Genomic DNA, 22079 nt, shown 5'->3' on the forward strand with positions numbered 1-22079 from the left:
GTTATTTGTTATAAGCATGAATATTCCACTGCACTGCACCTTTGAAAGGATCCTCAGCTAGTGTATTGTTGTTGATTGAAACAGGACGTAGTACATTTTCAGATGGCAGGCACACATATCCTTTTGCTGTTGTATTGTCCGTATTGTATACAATTAACTCCAGATTGTTCCAGTCCATATCCTTGGTGGATTGCGCCAGTTTTATGTGTGGGATAACCGCTCCGTCTCTCACTAATATTACTGCAGGTATCTTTCCACCTTTGATCCTGCTCCACCCCCCATTGTATACTTCGCCGCTTTGATAGTTGATCCATTTACCCTTAGGCAGGTAAACATCCCTTTCATAAACACCATCCTGGAAAAAAGGTGCTACTAACATATCTGAACCAAACAGGTATTCATCTTCTATAGTCCAGGCGCCCGGATCATCAGGATACTCCACAAATAAGGCTCTAACCATTGGAAGTCCATTTTCGCTGCAATGTTTTGCCTGGGCATAGACATACGGCATTAGCTTATATTTCATTTCTGCACTCAGTCGGAATTCATCCAGGAAAGCCTTGCTGTATTCCCAAGGCTCTTTGGGAGGTGCACCATGGCTGCGGGTATGAGAAGTCAGGAAACCAAAGGGTGTCCATCTCCGGTATAATTCTTCGGGTGTCTTTAAAACAAATCCGCCAATATCATGGCTCCAGAAAGAAAAGCCGGAAACGCCAAAGGATAGGCCACCCCTTAAAGAAGCCAGCATGGCATTGGAAGTGTTTTCAGCATCACCACCCCAATGCACAGGATAACGTTGACTTCCGGCCCATGCAGCTCTTGCCCAGATGATATTATCGCCAGTAGCTTGTTTGGTGATCTCAGCCACAGCTTTGTTATACCTGATGGGATACATATTATGCTCGTAAAAACCGGTTTTCCCTGAAGCATATAAACCAAAAGGTGGTGCTGCTTCACCAAAGTCCACTTTGATAGCACTTACGCCCAAACGCAGCAAAGTATCCAACTGGTTCTTGTACCAGGTAACGGCTGAAGAATTGGAAAAATCAAGTACTACATCATCGTAGGGGGAGTCTCCTTTTGCATTATGCACAAAGAGTTTCTTATTTACAATTTCCGGATACAGGCGGTTCTTTGGTACAAAATAAGGTAATTGCCAAAGTGAAATACGGTGGCCGGCATTCTTCAGATCACTGATCATCTTGCCTGCATTGGTAAAACGGCTGGTCGAGAACTTGTAGTCTGTTCTCCAGTCAGTTTCAAACCAACCCACATCCAGGTGAATCACATCACTTGGTATTTTATACTGGCGTAGTTTGGCTGAAATATCCCTTACTTCTTTTTCAGATGAATAAGTGATTCGGCTCATCCACAAGCCAAAACTCCACAGTGGTGGCATAGGTGATTTACCTGTAAGGTTTGTGTACTCATTGAGTATTTCCTTAGGATTGCCAATAAATATGAACAGGTCTAATTCATCGTCGCCGATCATTATTGAGTTGACCTCATTGTAGGAAGCGCCAATGTCACATGTTATGGGTGTAGCTGTATGCATGAACATACCATAACCATTGCTGCTCATAAAGAAAGGAATGGGTTTGTACATGGTTGGATTTTGCACACCATTAGCATCATCTGTCCATAATACCACTTTTTGTCCCCGCTTATCCAGTCTTGAAAAGCTTTCACCACAACCGAAGATCTTTTCTCCGGCAGAAAGGGTAAAAGAAGCGGCAAAGCTTTTAGAGAAGTCTGTAGAGCGCTGCATAAAGGAAAAAGGAACTACAGGTGTAAAAGTTCCTTCATTGTCCTTGTTGTGGTTGGTAGCGGTGAGCAGTCTGCCTGCAGCGTTTCTCACTTCAATACGAAATGGATAATCGTGTATCATAACAGATCCATAAACGCTGGTGTAAATATGTGCCCCTTTAGCTGTTGCGTATTTCCAGGAACGATCTGTTGCAGGTTCTTGTACCAGCATGAGGCTATCTACTTCATTGACTGGCTGATTCCTAGTTTGAACACGTAACCGTATTGTACGCGGTGATACAAACTGGATGGAAAATGGTAATACGGGATTCACATCGTACTCTCCTTCCGGGAATACGACACCACTTTGAGCGCGCAGGACAGCCAATTCATTATTAAAGGCCATGCGTCGGAAGTAACGGGCCCTTTCCCACTTTATGGTACCTGAAGCTGTTGAAGAGTTGAAGCTAGCAATGCTATCACCCAGGAAATAAGTATTGGCAAAGTTTCGGAAATCAGGACTTATATCGATGGGTTCATTGATCAATGCAGGCATTTGAGCATGCACATTTTGAATCATTAAAATGGCTGCTGCAATGAGTCCTGTTTTACAATTAATGAATGGCATGATAATCTCGGGATTTATTCTTTGTTTAAATACTTTTCTTATTTAACTTAGAATCGAACTGGTACCACTTTCCTCTCTCTGTTTTGATTTCAACTACCTGGTTTCCATACCTGATCTTACAGTTGTTGCCTAATTTGGATAAGATCTTTACTTCTTTGAGGTTTCCATCTTCCCAGTCTAGATCTACTTCAAATCCGCCTCTACCAACAATCCCATGGATCATTCCTTTTTGCCATGCCTTAGGTAGTGCAGGTAACAGGTTCAATTCCCCTGCATGGCTTTGCAGCAACATTTCTGTAATACCAGCAGTGGCGCCAAAATTTCCATCAATTTGAAATGGAGGATGTGTATCAAACAGATTGGGCAGTGTCGATTTCTGCAGTAAGGCCATCAGGTCATTGTAAGCAGCTTCACCATTCTGCAAGCGGGCAAAGAAATTAATGATCCATGCACGGCTCCAACCCGTATGTCCCCCACCGTGAGCCAGCCTGTACTCAATTGTTTTCCGGGCAGCTTCTAGTAAATCTGGCTGCTGACTCGTGATTTCTTTACCCGGGTAAAGACCATACAAGTGAGATATATGTCTGTGGCCTGGTTCGGGTTCTTCGAACTCTTCTGTCCATTCCATGATGCGTCCATCACTTCCTATTTTTGTAGGCGCCAGTTGAGCCAATATGGAGCTCATTTTTTTCTGGAATGCAGCATCTTTATCCAGCACTTTTCCTGCTGCAATTGTGTTTGTCAGCAGATCGCGAATGATCATGTGGTCCATTGTAGGTCCCATGACCATTGTTGCAATGGCGCCATCTTTTGTTTTAAATGTATTTTCAGGAGAAATGGAAGGGCCTGATACTAATTTTTTAGTAACGGGGTTTTCGATCAACCAGGCGGCACAGAATTCGGCTACATCTTTCATTGCCGGGTAGGCTAAAGTAGCCAGATAGGTTTTATCTTCTGTAAACAAATAATGCTCCCACAGATGCTGTGCACTCCAGGCTAGCCCCATAGGCCACATGGCCCATTGTGTTTGCCCGTAAGTTTCCGTAAAATGCCATGCGTCAGTAGTAAAATGGGCAACGGCACCTGGCATACCATACATTTCTTTAGCTGTTTTACGGCCATCAGCCCGCAAGTCGTTGATAAAATTCAGGAATGGCAAGTGCATTTCAGAAAGATTGGTAATCTCGGATAGCCAATAATTCATCTGAATGTTGATGTTGATGTGGTAGTCTGCACTCCTGGGTGGATACAGGCCATCAGCCCAAATGCCTTGCAGGTTGGCGGGTAAACCTCCAGGTCTTGAGCTACTGATCAATAAATAGCGGCCAAACTGGTAATAAAGAGAAATGAGATGCGGGTCAATATTACCCTTTTGTATTGCAGTAATCCTTGTATCTGTAGGGAAATAGACTGCGTCAGTGGTGCCTAAGTCAAATGTTACCCTTTTGAAGTATTTCTGGTAGTCGGCAATATGGTCATTTTTGATTTCATCATAATTTCTCTTTTCTGTGGCCGCTAACTGCTTTGCTGAAACTTGTAAAGGATCTTCACCGCGGTAGTCAGTAGCAGCGGTCAACAGCAATGTTACTTTATCAGCTTTTTCAATGTGTATCGATTGTCCTTTTGCCTGAAGTGTTCCTCCGTCTGTTAATAGTTTCACTCTTGCAGCCATTATCACACCTACTCCATCACCTACATGTTCTGTCATTGTGATTTCATTGCCAGAGACTTGTATAGTAGCTTTATTACCCGGCCTGCTTAATTGTAAATCGAAAGTGATAGCACCTAACTTGCTGGCAGTGAGTTGCAATACCAGGGTTTGGTCCGGCGCACTGGAAAACAGTTCGCGGGTATAGGTAGTATTTTGAGCACGATAGCTAACTCTTGCTATGGCCGTTTCCAAGTCCAGTTCCCTTCTGTAGTCTGAGATCTCTCCGTTTACTACAAAATTCAAGTGCAGGTCGCCCAGGGTTTGGTAGTTGCTTCCTACCTTTTTATCTCCCATCATTTTATCCTGGGCCAGCTTCTGAGCAGCTGCATATTCACCAGCAAACAACAATTTTCTTACTTCAGGCAGGGCCGCCTTGGAAGCAGGATTTACAAAATCGCTTCTATTGCCTGTCCATACGGTTTCTTCGTTCAACTGCAATCGCTCGGAAGTAATTCCACCAAAGATCATAGCTCCTAACCTACCATTTCCTATGGGCAAAGCTTCATTCCAATTTGTCGCGGGATGATTGAACCAGAGTTTCAAATCGTCGGGTCTTTGTACAGTTTGGGCATGAAAGCACAAGTAACAACACATCATTAAAAACAGCAGACAAAATTTTTTCGAAAATGAACTTAGCATAACTATCAAATGTTAGGGTTTTTAAGACTCAAAAAAGGTAAAAAGGAAAAAGCACAGGCACAATAGACATTGACCCGTGCGTGCTTGCCTAAATGAAAAAACGGGAACCATGAAATGTAAAACGTCAATATTATTATTATCAATTTGCATCAACTTCTATCGTGCTTTCCAGTAATCCGTCTCCATGAGCTGTGACTTTAATTTTCCCTTTCTTACCGTTGGATTGCAAGATCACAAGAGCAAGTCCGTTAAATGCTTTACGGATGTTGGATTTAAAGGATTCGTGACTTGTTGGGCCCCCATTATCTACAGCATTGATAAAACCCTCACCGTTCACTGAAAACTTTAATTGGTTATTAGCCTCAGGTACTAAAGTACCATCTCTATCAACTACAGTTGCCGTGATGAAAGAAAGATCTTTCCCATCTCCTTTTATCTTATTTCTGTCAGCCTGCAATATGATTTTAGCTGGTTGACCGGCAGTTTTGACTGCTGATGTCAGCACTGTTTTACCATCCTTTTTTGATATAGCTTTCAATGTGCCTGGTTCAAAAGGGAGTCTCCATTTAATATGCAGTTCATTGTCTTCTTTTCTCTTTGTACCTAAAGCCCGGCCGTTTAAAAACAATTCAACCTCGTCTGCATTGTTGTAATAAACAACAACATCTACTGTGTCCCCTACTTTCCAGTTCCAATGGGGATATAGATGCAAGACTGGTTTATTCGTGAATTGGCTTTGGTATAGGTAATAAACGTCTTTAGGGAAACCTGCCAGGTCAATAATACCAAAATAGGAACTGCGTGCCGGCCATGGATATGGCGTAGGTTCGCCTAAGTAATCGAAGCCTGTCCAAACATACATACCCGAAACATGTTCGTTTTTGATCAACTCTTTGATGCTTTCTTCATGTGTCGATCCCCAGGGGGTGCTCACATGATCATAAGCAGAAACAGTAAAGTCAGGATTACCATCTTTGAGTGATTTATCCCAGGCTTCCGGCCAGCGCCGTATGGTATCGAAAGGAACCTTGTCATAGTGCCCCCTGGTCTGTAAGGCAGATGTGCTTTCTGTGACAATGAACTTTTTACCAGGATAGTCTTTAGGAAAGTTGCCCCATTTCTGGTGATTGTAATTATAACCAATCATATCAAAAGCACCTGATTGAATCAGATTATTCGAGGGATTTGTTTCATTATTAGCGGTAGTTATAGCCCTGGTGGTGTCCAGGCTTTTCACAATGGCCACCAATTCTCTTGCGATGCCTCTTCCTGTTGTATCTCCTTTACTGATATCGCCCCATTGTTCTTGTATTTCGTTGCCAACGCTCCAAATGAAAACAGATGGGTGGTTCCTGTCACGCAAGATCATGTCTTCCAGGTCTTTCCGGTGCCATTGGCTCCAGGTTAAATGGTAGTCAAATGGATTCTTTTGTTTCGCCCACATATCAAATGCTTCATCCATAACAATGAACCCCATTTTGTCACATAGCTCCAGCAGTTCAGGCGCAGGCGGATTATGTGAAGTGCGGATGCCATTGCAGCCCATCGCTTTTAATATCTCCAACTGGCGTTCTAATGCCCTGGTATTAATGGCAGCGCCCAATGCTCCAAGATCGTGGTGATTGCACACGCCCATAATTTTCAGGGGTTTGCCATTCAGGACAAAGCCTTTGTTTATATCAAAATGAAAATCACGAATACCAAGGGGTGTGCGATACACATCAACCGTTTTTCCATTCAATAGCACTTCGGACACTGTTTGATACAAGTAAGGCTCTTCTGTGGACCATAAATGAGGATTGGTAACAGATAATGACTGATCAATAGATACAACACCATCTTTTCCGGCCTTTCCTTTTGCATCTTTTCTCGCGACTTCTTTCCCTTCCCGGGTGTAGATAGTTGTTTTCAGTATAAATGGCAGTTCCGATTTATATTGATTTTTAATTTTTGTTGTAATATGAACTGTAGCAGATTGATTCGTTACTTTTGGTGTAGTGACAAAAGTACCCCACTGATCTACATGTAACCGGTCAGATACAGTCAACCAAACGTTCCTGTAAATACCTGATCCGGAATACCAGCGTGAGTTGGGTTGTTTTGAATTGTCCGCCTTTACGGCAATGATGTTTTTTTCGTTACCATATTTCAGGTAAGGAGTCAGTTCATACCGAAAAGAAATATATCCATTAGGCCGTATGCCCAAGGAATGTCCATTGATCCAGACTTCACTGTTGCAGTAAACACCATCAAAGTCAATGAAAATTAATTTGTTTTTATCTGACAACGGTAACGTAAAAGTTTTGCGGTACCAGCCTATTCCTCCCGGCAATGCCCCTCCACCAGGAGTAGCCGGATGATCTTTACTGAAAGAACCTTCAATACTCCAGTCATGCGGTAAATTCAGTCTTCTCCAGGAAGCATCATTATAACCAGTATTGCTGTACGTTTGAATGCTATCCAATTTAAACTTCCAACCTTCATTAAAACTTTTACGTGTAGCATGTTGAGCATTAATTTGCAACGAAACACAAAATAGAAACAGTAGCAATCTTATTTTTAGCATATAGGAATTAATTCTCTGAATAAATATTCTGTAAAAATATCTCTCAACATATAAATAAGGGGTGGTCAAATGTTACTGATTAAGGTTTGAAATGTTGCAAATGGCGCATTTTCATACGGGCTGCCGCTAACACCCATGTATGGTATCCCTCTTTGGTTTTGAGCATTGGTCAGCCATGCATGTTCAAGGTCATCATATAACATTCATGCCCGAACCCGGCTGGCCCGACACCACTACATCCTCCATCTTGGTAAAGTCCTCATCAAACTTTACGTTAATATCACTGGATGTACCAACTTTAATTTCCTGAGACTTAAAGCCTATTGAAGTTACCACCAGTACATCACCGGGAGCTTACATCTTGATAGTCAGTTTTTTTCCTTCATAAATGAGCTCTTGATTAGACTTCCTTTCTAAGTCTAAAGTTTTTGGAGCGGAAGGTGTTAACCATACGATGCGTAAGGTTCTTTTTGTAAGCATACCCGGATAAGAGCCTTTCCGGTCGCCTATTGTTAAAGTCTTTTTTCCCTCGTTATATTGGAATGGAATGGTTGAATACAGTCCCTTCTCGTAATCATAGGTGGTACCCTGGTCTTCATACAACTGGAAGGAAGCATTCTTTCCTGTATATACATAAAGTGTAAGGGTATCGGCAGGTTTTTCAGCCGTGTATTGCAAATCTGGTCCAAAGGGAACAATAGAGCCTTCTTTCACGTAAACCGGCATGCGTTCGTAAGGAGCGTCGGCTATAATTTTTTGTCCCCCCTTGGTCCACTTTCCGGTGTACAGGTCATACCAACCTTGTCCATCGGGCAGGTAGAGTTCCCTTGTCCGTTGTTTGTAGTTGTACACTGGGCTCACCAATAAGGATGGTCCGAACATAAACTGGTCGCCAATATTTAAAACGGCTGTGTCTTTGGCGAAGTCCATTACCAGACCACGCATGATCGTATAGTTATGATGATAGGTGCTGCCCGCTAAGGAGTAGATATAAGGCAACAGTCGATAGCGCAGTTTGTTGTAGTACAACATACTTTGGTAGGCGGCGTGTCCTTCGGGAGCGATGTTGTAGATCTCCCGGTAAGGGAATTGGCCGTGCACGCGGAAGAGCGGAACAAAAGCTCCAAATTGGTACCAGCGGGTATTCAACTCGCGCCATTCTTCAAGATCTGTTGCATTGGGTTTTTCAAAACGACTCTCCACCACAAAGCCCCCAACGTCCATGGTCCAGTACGGAAGGCCAGACATCGAGAAGTTGATGCCTGCAGGGATTTGTGCTTTCATATCCTGCCAACGGGAGCCAATATCACCACTCCAGATGGCTGCTGCATAGCGCTGAGAGCCAGCAAATCCGGAGCGAGTGAGTAGGAACACCCTTTTATTGGAATCAACAGAGCGTTGTCCTTCATAAATACCTTTAGCGTTTTGCAGTGGGTAGGCGTTCAGGTATTCTGCTGCTGCCCCGAGTGCCACGCCTGTCATCTGGTCTTTTCTTTTCTGAGGCGACACGTTGGAGAGGATATCCGGTTCACTGGCATCCATCCACCAGGCATCGATCCCTTTTTTGTATATCTTCTTATATATGAGATCCCAGAAGCCCTTACGCGCCTCTTCATTGAAGGCATCATAAAAAGTAGACACATAGCCTTTACCGATCCAATCCCTCTGCCTGTCAGCTACATTCTTTTTATACAACCAGCCCTTTTTGTCCATTTCATTATAAGCGGGTATTCCTTCATAAAACTTTGGCCATACCGAAATCATTAAGCGCGTATTGTATTGCTCATGCAATACTTTGATCATGCTATCGGGGTTTGGAAACCTGGTGGCGTCGAAATCCTGGCTGCCCCAGTCATTTTCCTTCCAGTAACTCCAATCCAGAACAATATTGTCAATGGGAATCTTACGCTTGCGGAATTCTGCGACGGTTTCCAGGATTTCCTGTTGCGTTTTATAACGCTCCCGGCTTTGCCAGAAACCAAGGGCCCATTTTGGAACGATGGGGGCTTTACCGGTCAGAAACCTGTAGCCGCTGATCACTTCATCCATGTTGTTACCATAGATGAAATAATAGTCCATTTGCCTGCCGGCTTCAGAAGAAAAACTAAAGCTGTTTTGGTCGGCAGTTGGTAAGGGCTCTAACCATTTTAAGGATAAATAAGACTCACGATCCTCAGGAATCCACTCTATTTTCAGGGGAATTTTCTGGCCCTTCTGCATGGATAGATCCAACAATGCAGGAGCTGGATTCCAGGCTTTTCTCCAACGATCGATCATCAGCTTTCCATTCATCCATACCTTAATTGAACCACCATAAGTGAACCTGAATTTGTGAACACCAGTGAAATCACTGCCGATATTACCATCCCAGGTAACCACACCATTTGCCGGCTTGAATTCAGCAGGCAGGATTTGTTTGGAATCATTCAGGTATTCCATGTTAATGGCGGTTTCGGCCCTTTGGAGTATAGCCTCGGAAGGATTGTTCCTATTGTTGCTGTAAGTAGCTGTCAGCCAGCCAACCTGACCATCTTTTGAGTACAATTTCAGGTCAGAAAGGGAATGATATGTCCTGGTATCACCAGCTTTGGTCAGGGAATAGTTGTCCCAAAGAAGGCCATAATTTTTATTGGAAACCAGGAAAGGAACTCCAACTTCTGTATTGTTCTGGAATAAAAAGACCTGCTGACCTTTATAATTAAATACGTCGTCCTGATGCTGGCCAAGGCCATAATAAGCATCATCAGCAGCAGTTTGGAAGGTTTGTTTTATAGAATATGAACGCTGACCTTCCACAATGATCGGTTCAAAGGAACGTCCTCCAATCCCTTTTTCAGCAAGTATTTTTTTACCAGCAGCATCGAAAAAAGTTACAGCACCTGTTTTTAACTGAACTACTGCCGTTAATGCTTTGGTTTTCAAGGTTACTTTTTCTTTATCTGAAGTTGTTGTCCAAACCAATGAAGGATTTCTTCTATAAACTGTGATCAGACTTTTAGAAGAGGCTAACTCTTTTCCTGGGGCAGCCAGGACCCTGATTATATAGTCACTCACCACTTCCAACTTGACAGCTTTGGAATTGCCGGTAACCAACGAATCAGTGTATACGATAATTCCATCCGGGGTTTTTATGAAAGGGTCTGGTGCAGCAAAGGCTTTGTTGGTGAAGAATGATAAGAAGCCTAGACAAAAAAGAAATAATCTACTGTTCAACATATGGCAATAAATTTTTGATTCAGTGTCCGGGTGAACGAGTATAAAAGTATAGAGCAGTTATGAAATGTAGTAGATGAAATGTTTATGATTAGGGTATGAAATTATAACCACCGTTCTAACCACCTGATATTCAATAACTAAAAAATTAATGATTCCAATATTCACAGAAATGAAGAATGATTTTAAACATAAAAAAAAGTGACCAGTAAGGAGCTGGTTAACACCTTACCGGTCACTCATCGTTCGTGCTCTTTTATTATTTCTTCAGTTGCTCTTTCATCCATTCTATGGACTCGGAATTGGTCTCTTCAAAACGCCAGTGGCCGGAAATCGGAGTAATCACAATGGTCTTTGGTGCTTTGATGGTATTGACTGCGGCAAAGATTGAAGTAGGTGGACAGGTATTGTCATTGTATCCCCAGGAATAGAAGCCCGGAACTGAAATGTTGCGGGCAAAGTTGACCACGTCATAATAACTGATGGTCTTTAGTTTTTCGGGAGTGTTGTTGATTGCCTTGAAACGGGGACTCAAGAGGTGTGGCCACCCTCCTGCCCTTCCATGTATGTAACCTGTCATGTCGGAAAGGGCCGGGTAAAAAAATGCCGGTCAACTAAATTAGTGACCGGCATTACAAAGTCATTTGCAAAAGCTATTTTTTGTAATTCTTTTCCATTTCGTCGTAATAGGCTTTCAGCACGTAAAAGGCTTTCTTTTTATTTCCTTTCTGATCAAAGAGTCCTTTGTTGTTCCACCCTTCCTGGTATTCAGGATTGTTACGGCGTGGAGAACGGAAATCATTTAAGATCCAGGGCGATAATCCTACAAAGTTTTCCGGCATCCGCTTCATCATCTCCACTTGCTCTTTATAATACCATTCCTGGAACTCTTCACTCCAGCGGGTCAGGCTGTCGGCATGATAGCCGCCTAAAGCCTCTGCACCAGTTTCGCTAAAGAAAAGAGGTTTGTTGTACTTCACCTCCCATTTGGCTGTCCTGGCATTACTGGGTAAACCGCTGTACCATCCTAAATATTCATTTACAGCTACCAGGTCGGTATACTGGCCAAGGGGATCATCAATTACCTGAACGCCATTGGTATTGTGCACCTCAAGGGCTGCAGAAATCAACCTTGTACTATCAAGTAGTTTGGCTGTTTTTACCAGGTTGCTCATAAAAGCTGTCCGAGCTTCATGCACAGGTGTTTCATTCCCTACCGACCAGATCATAATGCTTGCCCTGTTCCGGTCGCGCGTGATCATGTCCTTTAGCTGACACTTTGCTTTTTCAAGCACTTCGTTGCTTGTAAAATTGATTGTCCAGTAAACAGGAATTTCTGACCATACCAGCAATCCTAAAGAATCTGCTGTACGGGTCATATGTTCATTGTGCGGATAATGAGCAAGACGTACCATATTGGCATTAAGTTCTTTTGCCTGGCTCAATAATTGAATGGCGTCGGCCGGGCTGTTTGCCCTGCGGATTTCCTGGGGAATTTCCTCGTGTATGCAAATTCCTCTTAAAAATACAGGTTTACCGTTCAGTAGTATTTTTGATCCCTGTACTTCCACGTTTCTGAAACCAATCTTATCTTCTACCCTATCTGAAGCGGATTGTATAACAACATTATAAAGTTTAGGATTTTCAGGAGACCACAACTGGAGCTTAGAAAGTTTAAAATTAAAGGCAATGCTATCACCTGTTGCTGCAAGTTTTTTCCTGAACTTCAGTTCCGGGATTTCCAGCGTAATGGCTTCATTGCCATTATTACTCTTTTTGATCCAACCTTCAATTTCATTTGTAGAGCCTTTTTTGAGGTGAACGAAATAATCACGGATATAGTTTTGCGGTACTTCTACAAGCAAAACATCACGGGTGATGCCACCATAATTCCACCAGTCTGTATTTAAAGTGGGGATCTCATCAGCCTTACGTTTGTTGTCGACTTTTACAACAAGGAAATTATCCTTTTGCTTCAGCAGGTTATCGGGGACTTCAAACTGAAAAGGGCTAAATCCTCCTTTATGCTGCCCCAACTTCTTACCATTCAGATATACATCTGATTGGTAGTTAACTGCTCCGAAATAGAGAAACACTTTATTGGCTGTATCTGACTTTGTAAAGTCAAAAGAACGCTTATACCAAACAGACCCCTCGTAGTATAAAAATTTAGGATCCTGTGCATTCCAGTCACCTGGAACATTCAAAGTATATTTATCACTATAACCATGCTCCTTGCGGTCTGTTTTATTTTCAGGAATATCACTGTTCCAATAAGCTTCACGATCATTCTCATTACGTTCCTGGTAACGGTAATTGTAAAATCCCGTTTCGTATGGATCAACAATGTATTGCCATTTACCATTGAGGCTGGTTGTTTTCCGGGAAGGAATGTTTGTAATTAAATCTGCTTGCGCATATGCTGACACGTTACAAATAAACAAAAAAAGAGGTATTAGTTTTTTCATCTTTTAATTGTAAAGGATAGAATTCTATCAGGGTTTATTAGTGAGCAAATATTTGATTAATGAAGTTCCAAAGCGTGATCCGCAGGAGCATCCTGGCCCGTCCATACCTTCACCGATGTCCATGGCTGCGCTGGTGCTGACCAGAACTCGTCAGATTCGGGAAGACCGAGTGGCAAGAAAATCGTGGAACAGAGATACAGACTACCTGTTGTAATGTAAGAGTCAGCCAGGCCTGGTTGGTTCCCATATACCCCCATATTCAACCAGCCATCTTTTGTAAAAGTTAATGGTGCCCCTATAGTTTTCTTAATAACTGCTGTTAAAGCCCCACGCACCTGTGATGGCTGCAGTGAAGCTGGTAACTGTTTTCTTAACACCATGTCGGCAAGGTGATGAAAAGCTGCACCCCTGTAAACAATTGAACGGCCGGTAACCGGGTAGCTGCCATCTGCATTGATCAAACGTTCCTGGATCTCGGCATAGCGTTTACTGATTTTATCCAGCTTCGGCAGAAAGAAATCGTAAGATTTCGTTTGTTTTGAAGTCACTTCGAGTATACATGCCAGGTAGGGTTGTATCACAAAACTGTTATAATAATCAAAGTTGAAGTTCATACCATCAGAAAACATTCCATCGCCGGTATACCAGTGTTGTGCAAATTCCCTGATGCCGTATTCAACGCGAACCTTATCATATTCAAATCCATATTTACAGAAAAAGGCTTCGATCATGCCAGAGAATAAGATCCAATTGGAATAGACCGGAACAAAATTCCGGGTAAGCTTCAACGCATCCACAACCTGCCCCTTCACTTTTTGATCCAGGTGCTCCCACAACCAGGGACTCCGTATCAATGCAAATGCAAGAAAAGAAGCATCCACCAATTGTTGACCGGCAACGTTCCAGACCATATAATCCATAGCAACCGGATTGACAGCATTTGCAATTGCCTTTAATGTCCATTCACGGTATTGATTACGCAGGGCAACTTCTTCTTTTGTTCCCCCTTCTGTATTCAACCAGGGAGCTATACCACAAATGGTTCTTCCGAAAGCTTCCAGGTAAGCAACCTTTGCCCTCGAAGCAGCGTTGTCAATCTTTGGAGAAAGATTGACCGACATAGCTTTCTTTAGTTGATCAGCTGCCAGGTTTTGCATGACAGGTCTTGCGATTTTGTCCATGTAATCCAGCCATACTTTCCTGTCACTCAAATTTTTTGTAGCCTGTGCATGGGAATTGCTAAAGAGGATCAAACAGCAAAGCGTTGCCAGAAAGGTTCTAACAATCGTAGATGTACGTAAATGAATGCGCATTTAGCTCTATAAAGTTTAAAAGAATGACCTATTCCAATATCATGACAAAACCGCCGGAGGGCTTCAAGGTCAATTGTTTAGTTTTTCCAGTAATATTTTTTTCTGTAGCAAATGTTAACGGTTCTGCACCATCTGTGATCAAGGTTGCTTTCTTTTTTCCAAAAGAGGAAAGATCCAAGGAAATGTCTTTGGCTGTATTTTCTGCGTTGATGCCAGATATGTACCACTTTGATCCACTTTTTCTTGCCAGTATCACATATTTACCAGGGAAGCCATCTATGAATCGCACATCATCCCATTGTGTTGGCAGGTCACGTAAGAATTGCTTTACATCATTGGGTACATGAGCCATACCTTCCGGAGATTCTGCAAAATGCTGAATACCTGATACGAAAAGCACAGCAAGCGCCAATTCAAAACCACTGCTGGTTTTCCTTTGTACTTTGGTAGGAATTTTAAACAAATTCATTGGTGTGAAATCCATCGGGTCAAAAGCGTTGCGTGTAAATGGCAACATGGTACAATGGGTAGGTTGCATATCAGCATCCTGTTGTCCAAAGGTGACCATTTCAAACCCCCTGATCGCTTCTGTGGTCATCAGGTGCGGGTAAGTCCTGTTCCATCCTCTTGGCAAAGTAGCGCCATGAAAATTGACCATCAGATCGAATTGTGCGGCATCCTTTAAGATATCAATATAGTATTGTATCACGGACCGGCCATCACCGCCAAAGAAATCAATCTTCACCCCTTTGATGCCCATTTCTTTAAGTCTGCTGAATTCTTTTACCCTGCTCTCATGCGTCAGCAACAGACCTTTTGGAGTATATTTTACCGTATTCCAATTTCCAGCAGAGTTGTACCAAAGCAGTAGACCTACATTTTTCGTTTTTGCATAGTCGGCCAATTCTTTTATTTTATCATAACCAATCTTCTTATCCCAATCGGCATCAACCAGGCAATATTGCCAGTTCATTTCAGCGGCAAAATCAATATATTTCTTCTGCTCAGGATAAATAATAAAATCATCTTTTGAGTTGATCCAACTCCATGAAGCCTTTCCTGGTTTAATAAATGATCGGTTCATTGCGGTTGCAGGAGCAGCGAGGTCAGTCCCCAATGTAGATTCAGCTATTGTTTTTAGGCTTCCAATCGTGATGATACGCCAGGGCGAAGCAAAGGGTAATGTTGAAGTGGGTAACAGACCATTTTCAGAAATGACTTCCCTTGAGTCAGGAAATGCCAGGCTATATTCACCATTTGGCGATTCGGAGCTGAGCCTGCTTGCACAATATTTGCCATCCATTGATGCCTCAGTGAGCAGCACCCAGGTGTTTTTATATTGAAATAAGGCGGGATACACCCAACCTGCTCCATACGTTGATGGTGTACCTACGTTGATTGCTTGCTGGTAATGCTCCTCATAAGCAGGGTTGCTCTGCTCCCATCCTGATTTAGCCACTTGCGCTGGCTGCAACCAACCTTTGGCAGCCGTTGGAAAATGGAATGTGGTTGCTTCAGATGTTATTGTCTTTACATCTTTTGATGTGCTGGGAAAATAATACCGGAATGCCACACCATCATTGGATACCTGGAATATAACATCAATAGCATCATTGCCAGCATTACGGAAGTGGAATATCTTTTTATTGGCCAGGTATTGATTCTTTGTTCTCTTCCCACTTACCAGCTGATAAGAGTCGGTGACTTTTTCGATTGCTGAAGAAGAAACCAGGCTCAGGCCAGTTGAAAAATCAGCATCCTGTCTCTTTACGCCCAGTTTTGATGGTTCCAAAACTGTCTCATTATTGTATGTAATCGTATAGAAGGCTTGTTGAGCAGGATCCAGAGACACATTAATCCTGATCTTTTTATCCGGACTGCTGATGCTAGTTGAAGATAACTGGGTCCATGCAGCTTTACATGCCAGTATATGCAACACTAGTAAGGCAATCTTATTTGGCAAGATTTTCATAAATCGGGGGGGTATTATTGAGCTGCAAACTTCAGTCTTTGTTTTGAAGTTTGAACTGATTAAATGCAAGAACCTATAAAGATGTCTTATAGGTTCTTGCAGAAAGTGCATTATTTATCAATTAAGCGCATCACATAACTATAAGAATATTTCTTTTCCAACAAGCGGTATTGATCGTGCGGTAGCGCGCCCCAACTGTTATCGCCACCAACTCCTCTTTGTTTTAAGTCGATGTTCAGGTAAACCTCATTCCTTGGCTTAATATCGGTTGGGTGCTGTTGTTTTTTGGTCAGGCCCGGATCAAAGTCCTCTGTCCTGTTGTTCAGTGCGCTAAAGCAAATAGGTTGCACACCTTCAATCCTCAGCCCTCTGCCTTTACTATCGGTTAAAGACATCCAGCGAACATCGGTCTTATATCCACCTTCCTGCGGACGAATATAGTTCCAGGAATACTGGTTCTGTACTTTGTCATGATACAAACCAACAAAAGAAGAAGTGTTGCGGTCGCTGTAATTTTCCCAGGGACCACGTCCATAATAACTCAGGTGATCATAATCAGCTGGCAATTGCAAGCGCATGCCGAAGCGAGGCAATTCAGGTAAATCCCTGCCCGTCATGTCTATTGATGCTGTCACCTTTATTGAGCCATCATTTTGTACCAGGTACTCAACTGTATAGGGAACACCGATACCTGTCAATTCATAATCCACTTTAATCGGCAAACCATTAACTGATTGTTCACCAACAGTAACATCCTTCACTGTGCGATTTACGTGGGCAGTGCGCCAAATGCCCAGGTTCACCTGCATGTTGTTTCCAAAGTCATTGTCAGTTGGAGCGCGCCAGAAGAAAGGCTCAGGATACTGTGCAATGACCCAACCTGCGTTTCCAATTTCATAACGGGTGAATCGTCCCTGGCCAAGATCAAACTCCCCTTTCAGGTTGCCAGATGTAAATCTCAAACGATTTTCATCCTTTTGAATGCTTAGTTTTCCAGTTGCAGTATTACTACGGGCAAAATAATCACCGGCAGTTTTGAATTGCTCCCTGGCTATTTCATGCCCTGCTGGTACCAGTTCTGTTGCATTTTTGGTAAAGGCATACACATTGAGGAAGAACTCACTACCTTCAACTGCCTTGAATTGCGGTATATTCAGTGCCACATCTTTTTGGCTATGGGGGGCCAGGCTTACGGCAAACGTACCCTCTTTAACTTTGTCCCCATTTTGGTACAACTCCCATTTAAAATCATACTGATCCAGGTTCGTGAAGTCAAAAAGGTTCTGTACAGTAATGACTCCTTTAGATACATCTTTGGCTGAGAACTGAATCTTAGCATATACTTTTTTCACTTCAAATAATCCAGGATGTGGTGTTCTGTTCGCTGCCACCAATCCATTGGAGCAAAAGTTTTCATCATTCTGCAGATGATAACCACCCAGGTCACCACCATATGCCCAATAAACCCTTCCATCAGGCAATGTGGTTTTATAGCCCTGGTCTACCCAGTCCCAGATAAAGCCACCCTGCATATGCTTGCTGCTCCGGATGATATCAAAATACTCCTGGAAGTTTCCATTGCTGTTGCCCATTGCATGAGAGTACTCACACATAATATAGGGCCTTGTTTTCGTTTGATCATCTGCATAACTTTTCATGTGCCTGATCTGAGGATACATTGGGCAAACAATATCCGTATTCCAATCTTCACCAGACTGTTCAAACTGGACTGGCCTTGAATGATCCCGTTGCTTCATCCACTTGTAGCCATCATGAAAAACCTGTCCGTTACCACACTCATTCCCTAAAGACCAAATGATCACTGAGGGATGGTTTTTATCCCTTTCCACCAGGCGTTGGAAACGGTCCATGTGAGCCGGTGCCCACTCGGGAGCATAGGCAGGATGAATCAACGAATCGGCGCCTCTCACCTGGAAAGATGTACCCATGCCATGAGATTCAATATTAGCCTCATCTACCAGATACAGGCCATACTGGTCACAGAGTTTATACCAGAGTGGATCATTGGGATAGTGAGAAGTGCGAACAGCATTGATGTTGAATTGCTTCATCAGCTGGATATCTTTGATCATCAGCTCTTTGCTGGGCACATGACCTTCCACTTCATCATGCTCGTGCCTGTTGACACCGTGTACATATGTAGCCACACCATTAATTAAAAGTTGGGCGTTTCTGATCTCAACTTTTCTAAAACCAATCTTAGTACCGGTAGAAACGAGTAAGTTTCCTGTCTTGTCTTTCAAAGTGATCACAGCATCATAAAGGTTAGGAACCTCAGCACTCCACTTCAATGGGTCTTTTACAACGCCACTAATATTTACTGTCTCTATTTCAGCAGCACCTGTTGTAAATGACTGTTGTTTACTAAAAACAGTCTTGCCATTTTTGTCTTGTATTTCAAAAACCAGGGAGCCAGCCTTTGTTAGGTTGCCAGCAAACTGACGCAGGTCTATTTCAGCACTAAAGAGACCGTCTTTGTATTGTTTGTCCAGGTCTGCTTTTAAAAAGAAGTCCCATATAGTCAGTTTCGGAAGTGCGGTCAAATACACATCCCGTTCAATACCGCTTAAGCGCCAGAAATCCTGGTCTTCCAGATAGGATCCATCATGCCAGCGAAATACCTGAATAGCAAGCAAATTATTCCCCTTCTTCAGGTATTTTGTTATATTGAATTCGGCAGGAGATTTAGAAGCTTTCGTCATGCCCACCTTTTCACCATTGACATATACAAAAGCACAACCTGTAATCGATCCAAAATGGAGCATCACTTCCTTTCCATCCCAATTTTGGGGTATAGTAAAGGTTTTGCGATAGGTACCAACGGGATTGTTCTCACCTATGAATGGTGGATTCTTTGGGAATGGATAGGTGATATTGGTATAGATAGGAATACCAAAACCTTTTCGTTCCCAATTAGAAGGCACAGGGATGTTGCTCCATCCTGCATCATCAAGATCCGTCTTGTAGAAATCCAATGAGCGGTTTGCATACTTATCAACATAAACAAACTTCCAGGTACCATTTAAAGATTGGTAATAAGGTGAACGGGTATAATCATCGGCTATAACATTTGCCTTATTATCAAAGATCATAAAGGTTGCATGGGGCTTCTCTTTATTCTCTTCAAAGAACAACGGGTTTTCCCAGGCGTTATTCCGGGAGAAATCCTGAACAGGCTTGCTCCCCAAAGAGTTTGTGCTGTTCTGAGCAAAAGCAAAATGGGTTATTAGACAGAGAGATATTAATATCTTTTTCATTGTTACATTTTTAAATATGGGATGATCACTATTTGCTAAGATAACGGTACATTTCACAGGCTGCTAATAGAAACGCACCAACACCAAAATTGGAGGTCGAGTTTTTGTCTACCACTTGTCCGGGAATGGCACGTTCACCAATAGGTTGTACATAACCAATTTTACCATCTGGCTGCAAAGCTACTGTAGTTAGATAGTTCCATGCTTTTGACGCAACAAGGTTATATTCTTCTTTTTCTAAATAGCCATTATTAATGCCCCATAATAAACCAAATGTGAAGAATGCTGTTCCACTAGTCTCTGGTCCCGGGGCATGCGCCGGATCCAAGATACTTCTCGTCCAGTAGCCTTCCGGTTGTTGTGAAGCTTTAATAGTCTCTGCTATCCCCTTGAATTTGGTTATGTATTCTTCCCTGTGTACATCATTCTTTGGCAGATCCTCCAAAACCTTGGCCAGTCCGGCAAACACCCAGCCATCACCCCGGGCCCAGAAGTCCTTCTTTCCATTAGCGCTCTTGTGCTTAGGATACACGTATTTCGAATCCCTGTAATACAGTTTTTCTGAGCTGTCATACATGATACTATTTGCATAACTGAAGTACTCATGCAGCTTTTCCAGGTACAATGTATTACCGGTCACTTTATGGAGTTTTACCATTACGGGCATAACCATATAAAGGCAATCAGCCCACCACCAGTAATCATTCCTGGGTGTACTCATTTCATATTCCATTACCTCGCGGGCACGCGATATTTTTTTTTCATCCTTAATAAGATCCAGATTGTATAAGTCTATATAGGTTTGAAAGCAGATCTGCCAGTCACCAAAGAGTACATGGTCATCAGTTTCACCATAACTGTATTTCCATTCTTCTTTATTTCCTGATTTGGCTCCTTTCCATTGATTGTGTTCAGCCCATGCCTCTGAATATTTTTTATAAGTATCCTTTTTGGTAATGTCATATGCTTCCATATTGCCAGTATGGTAAGCCGCAACATCCCAGAATGCTCTTTCTGCAGGCGCGTGATTCGACTGCCAATACCCATTCACCTTATTGATAATACCCAGAATTTCAGATTTTGAAGTGGCAAGAGAAGAACCATTTTTTTTCTGAGTTGTGCATCCTCCCAGGAAGAGTGTGATCAATGTAATGATCCTCAGTAAGCTTATTTTTATACGTATCATATTATAGTCAATTTAAAAATCAGGTTGCCATTCCAGTACTTCCACCATTTGAGGTGCTGTATTTGAGATGCCTTCGGCATCCACCTGAACTACGTTTTGTATAAAGAGGTGTAATCTTCCTTTATTCTTCCACAACTCCGTATCATAGGACGGCTCCCATGACCCTAAAGTATGTTCACTCAGGTCTTTGATGATCCATTTCTGTTTTTGAAGATTTTTATTAATGGCTATAGAAGCTTTGTTCCCTCTTTCTTCATCACGGAAGATAATAGCTGCCGCAAGTTTGCTTCCTCTTTCCTTTGCAATGATCTGAGGTCTGGCAATTGGGATACTTTTGCTACCTGCACCGCTCAAACTAAAAGGTGTGGAGCGAAATAGAAGATTTTGCGTATGCCAATTTGCACCGGCATTGTAAACCAGGTGATATTGAGGAAAAGAAGTATTCTGTTCTCTCCAATAAGTTGCTATATAGGGGTTTCCTGCTGCATCGGCAAACATGGATGTCTGGTTGATCAACTCACTTTTTTGAGGTATAGCACAGGTAATTTCTGCTGTTGCCGCTGTAATTGGCAGTATGTACTTTTCTCCTGTTGATTTTTCCCATGTTTTGCCGCCATCTTTAGAACGGGCATAACAGAGGTCATGGTTGGAAGCGACATCAGGCGATTCCCGCCATACCCATGAGATATGAATCGTACCCTTTGTGTCTGTGCAAGCCTGCCAGTAAGCATTTCGTTGTCCTTCACCATCAATCAGGTTGCTATGTAATTGGGTCCATGTCTTTGTCGCGGTATTGTAATGATTGATCACGAGATTACCTTGACCAGAGCCACCATCCCGGTAAAAAAACAGTAGATTACCATTTTGCAATTTGTAAAATTCAGGATAGGACACCTTTCCTTCAACCTTGCCAGTCATCGGTAGTTTCTCTGTCAATTGCAATGAACCAGGATAAAGGCCCCTTGCATAACGTAAAGGATTGTTATGATGATCCCAGGAAAGATGAAGATATCCTTCTCCATCTACCATCATGCTTATAGTATTGTGCGCATCAGCCGTATTACCCTGATAAGGTGTTTTCTTCAACTCCCACTTTTGTGTACCAAGTTTTCTTTTACCCAACACAACATATCGGTCTTTATCGTAAAATGAGATGAATTGTGTATCACCAAATGTTACTAATGAGTTTTTTCGAAAAATAACTGTATTAACAGAGTTAGCAGCCCAGCCAGTGTCAACAGGTACAAAGCTAACCTTAGCTTTTTTCAACTTTTGAGCATTAACCGTTATCACACAAAACATCAAAACGGTTAAAAGAGTTCCTTTATTCATTTTACTTCAATTCTTATCCTACTAACA

The 22079-nt window shown here is 42.5% G+C and carries 11 protein-coding genes; all 11 read right to left on the reverse strand.

Features of this window, described 5'->3' with window-relative positions; translation table 11 throughout:
* Window position 1: 1 nt before the first annotated feature.
* A complete protein-coding gene (locus OCK74_RS13690; protein ID WP_279297612.1) occupies window positions 2-2374 on the reverse strand; it encodes a glycoside hydrolase family 31 protein in 2373 nt (790 codons plus the stop codon).
* A gap of 25 nt (window positions 2375-2399) precedes the next feature.
* A complete protein-coding gene (locus OCK74_RS13695; RefSeq protein WP_279297613.1) occupies window positions 2400-4628 on the reverse strand; it encodes a glycoside hydrolase family 95 protein in 2229 nt (742 codons plus the stop codon).
* A gap of 235 nt (window positions 4629-4863) precedes the next feature.
* Entirely contained in the window at window positions 4864-7290 is a 2427-nt protein-coding gene (galB, locus tag OCK74_RS13700; protein WP_279297614.1) for a beta-galactosidase GalB, read from the reverse strand.
* 354 nt (window positions 7291-7644) lie between these two features.
* Entirely contained in the window at window positions 7645-10506 is a 2862-nt protein-coding gene (locus tag OCK74_RS13705) for a TIM-barrel domain-containing protein (RefSeq protein ID WP_279297615.1), read from the reverse strand.
* A 256-nt stretch (window positions 10507-10762) separates the two neighbouring features.
* Window positions 10763-11083, reverse strand: a complete 321-nt coding sequence (locus OCK74_RS13710) for an acetylxylan esterase (RefSeq protein ID WP_279297616.1) — start codon at window positions 11081-11083, stop codon at window positions 10763-10765.
* Between the two features lie 73 nt (window positions 11084-11156).
* Window positions 11157-12971 carry a glycoside hydrolase family 2 protein gene (locus OCK74_RS13715; RefSeq protein ID WP_279297617.1) on the reverse strand — a complete coding sequence of 605 codons (1815 nt, stop codon included), beginning with the start codon at window positions 12969-12971 and terminating at the stop codon, window positions 11157-11159.
* Between the two features lie 56 nt (window positions 12972-13027).
* Complete coding sequence (locus OCK74_RS13720) at window positions 13028-14284, reverse strand: DUF2264 domain-containing protein (protein WP_279297618.1); 1257 nt, start codon at window positions 14282-14284, stop codon at window positions 13028-13030.
* Window positions 14285-14312: 28 nt separating this feature from the next.
* Complete coding sequence (locus OCK74_RS13725; RefSeq protein ID WP_279297619.1) at window positions 14313-16256, reverse strand: glycoside hydrolase family 97 protein; 1944 nt, start codon at window positions 16254-16256, stop codon at window positions 14313-14315.
* A 110-nt stretch (window positions 16257-16366) separates the two neighbouring features.
* Complete coding sequence (gene lacZ, locus OCK74_RS13730; protein WP_279297620.1) at window positions 16367-19534, reverse strand: beta-galactosidase, LacZ type; 3168 nt, start codon at window positions 19532-19534, stop codon at window positions 16367-16369.
* Window positions 19535-19562: 28 nt separating this feature from the next.
* Complete coding sequence (locus OCK74_RS13735) at window positions 19563-20720, reverse strand: glycoside hydrolase family 88/105 protein (protein ID WP_279297621.1); 1158 nt, start codon at window positions 20718-20720, stop codon at window positions 19563-19565.
* Between the two features lie 12 nt (window positions 20721-20732).
* Window positions 20733-22052, reverse strand: coding sequence for a BNR repeat-containing protein (locus OCK74_RS13740; RefSeq protein WP_279297622.1), 1320 nt, complete (start codon window positions 22050-22052; stop codon window positions 20733-20735).
* Window positions 22053-22079 lie beyond the last annotated feature (27 nt).

This window comes from Paraflavisolibacter caeni (assembly GCF_025628885.1).
Classification (GTDB): Bacteria; Bacteroidota; Bacteroidia; order Chitinophagales; family Chitinophagaceae; genus Flavisolibacter; species Flavisolibacter caeni.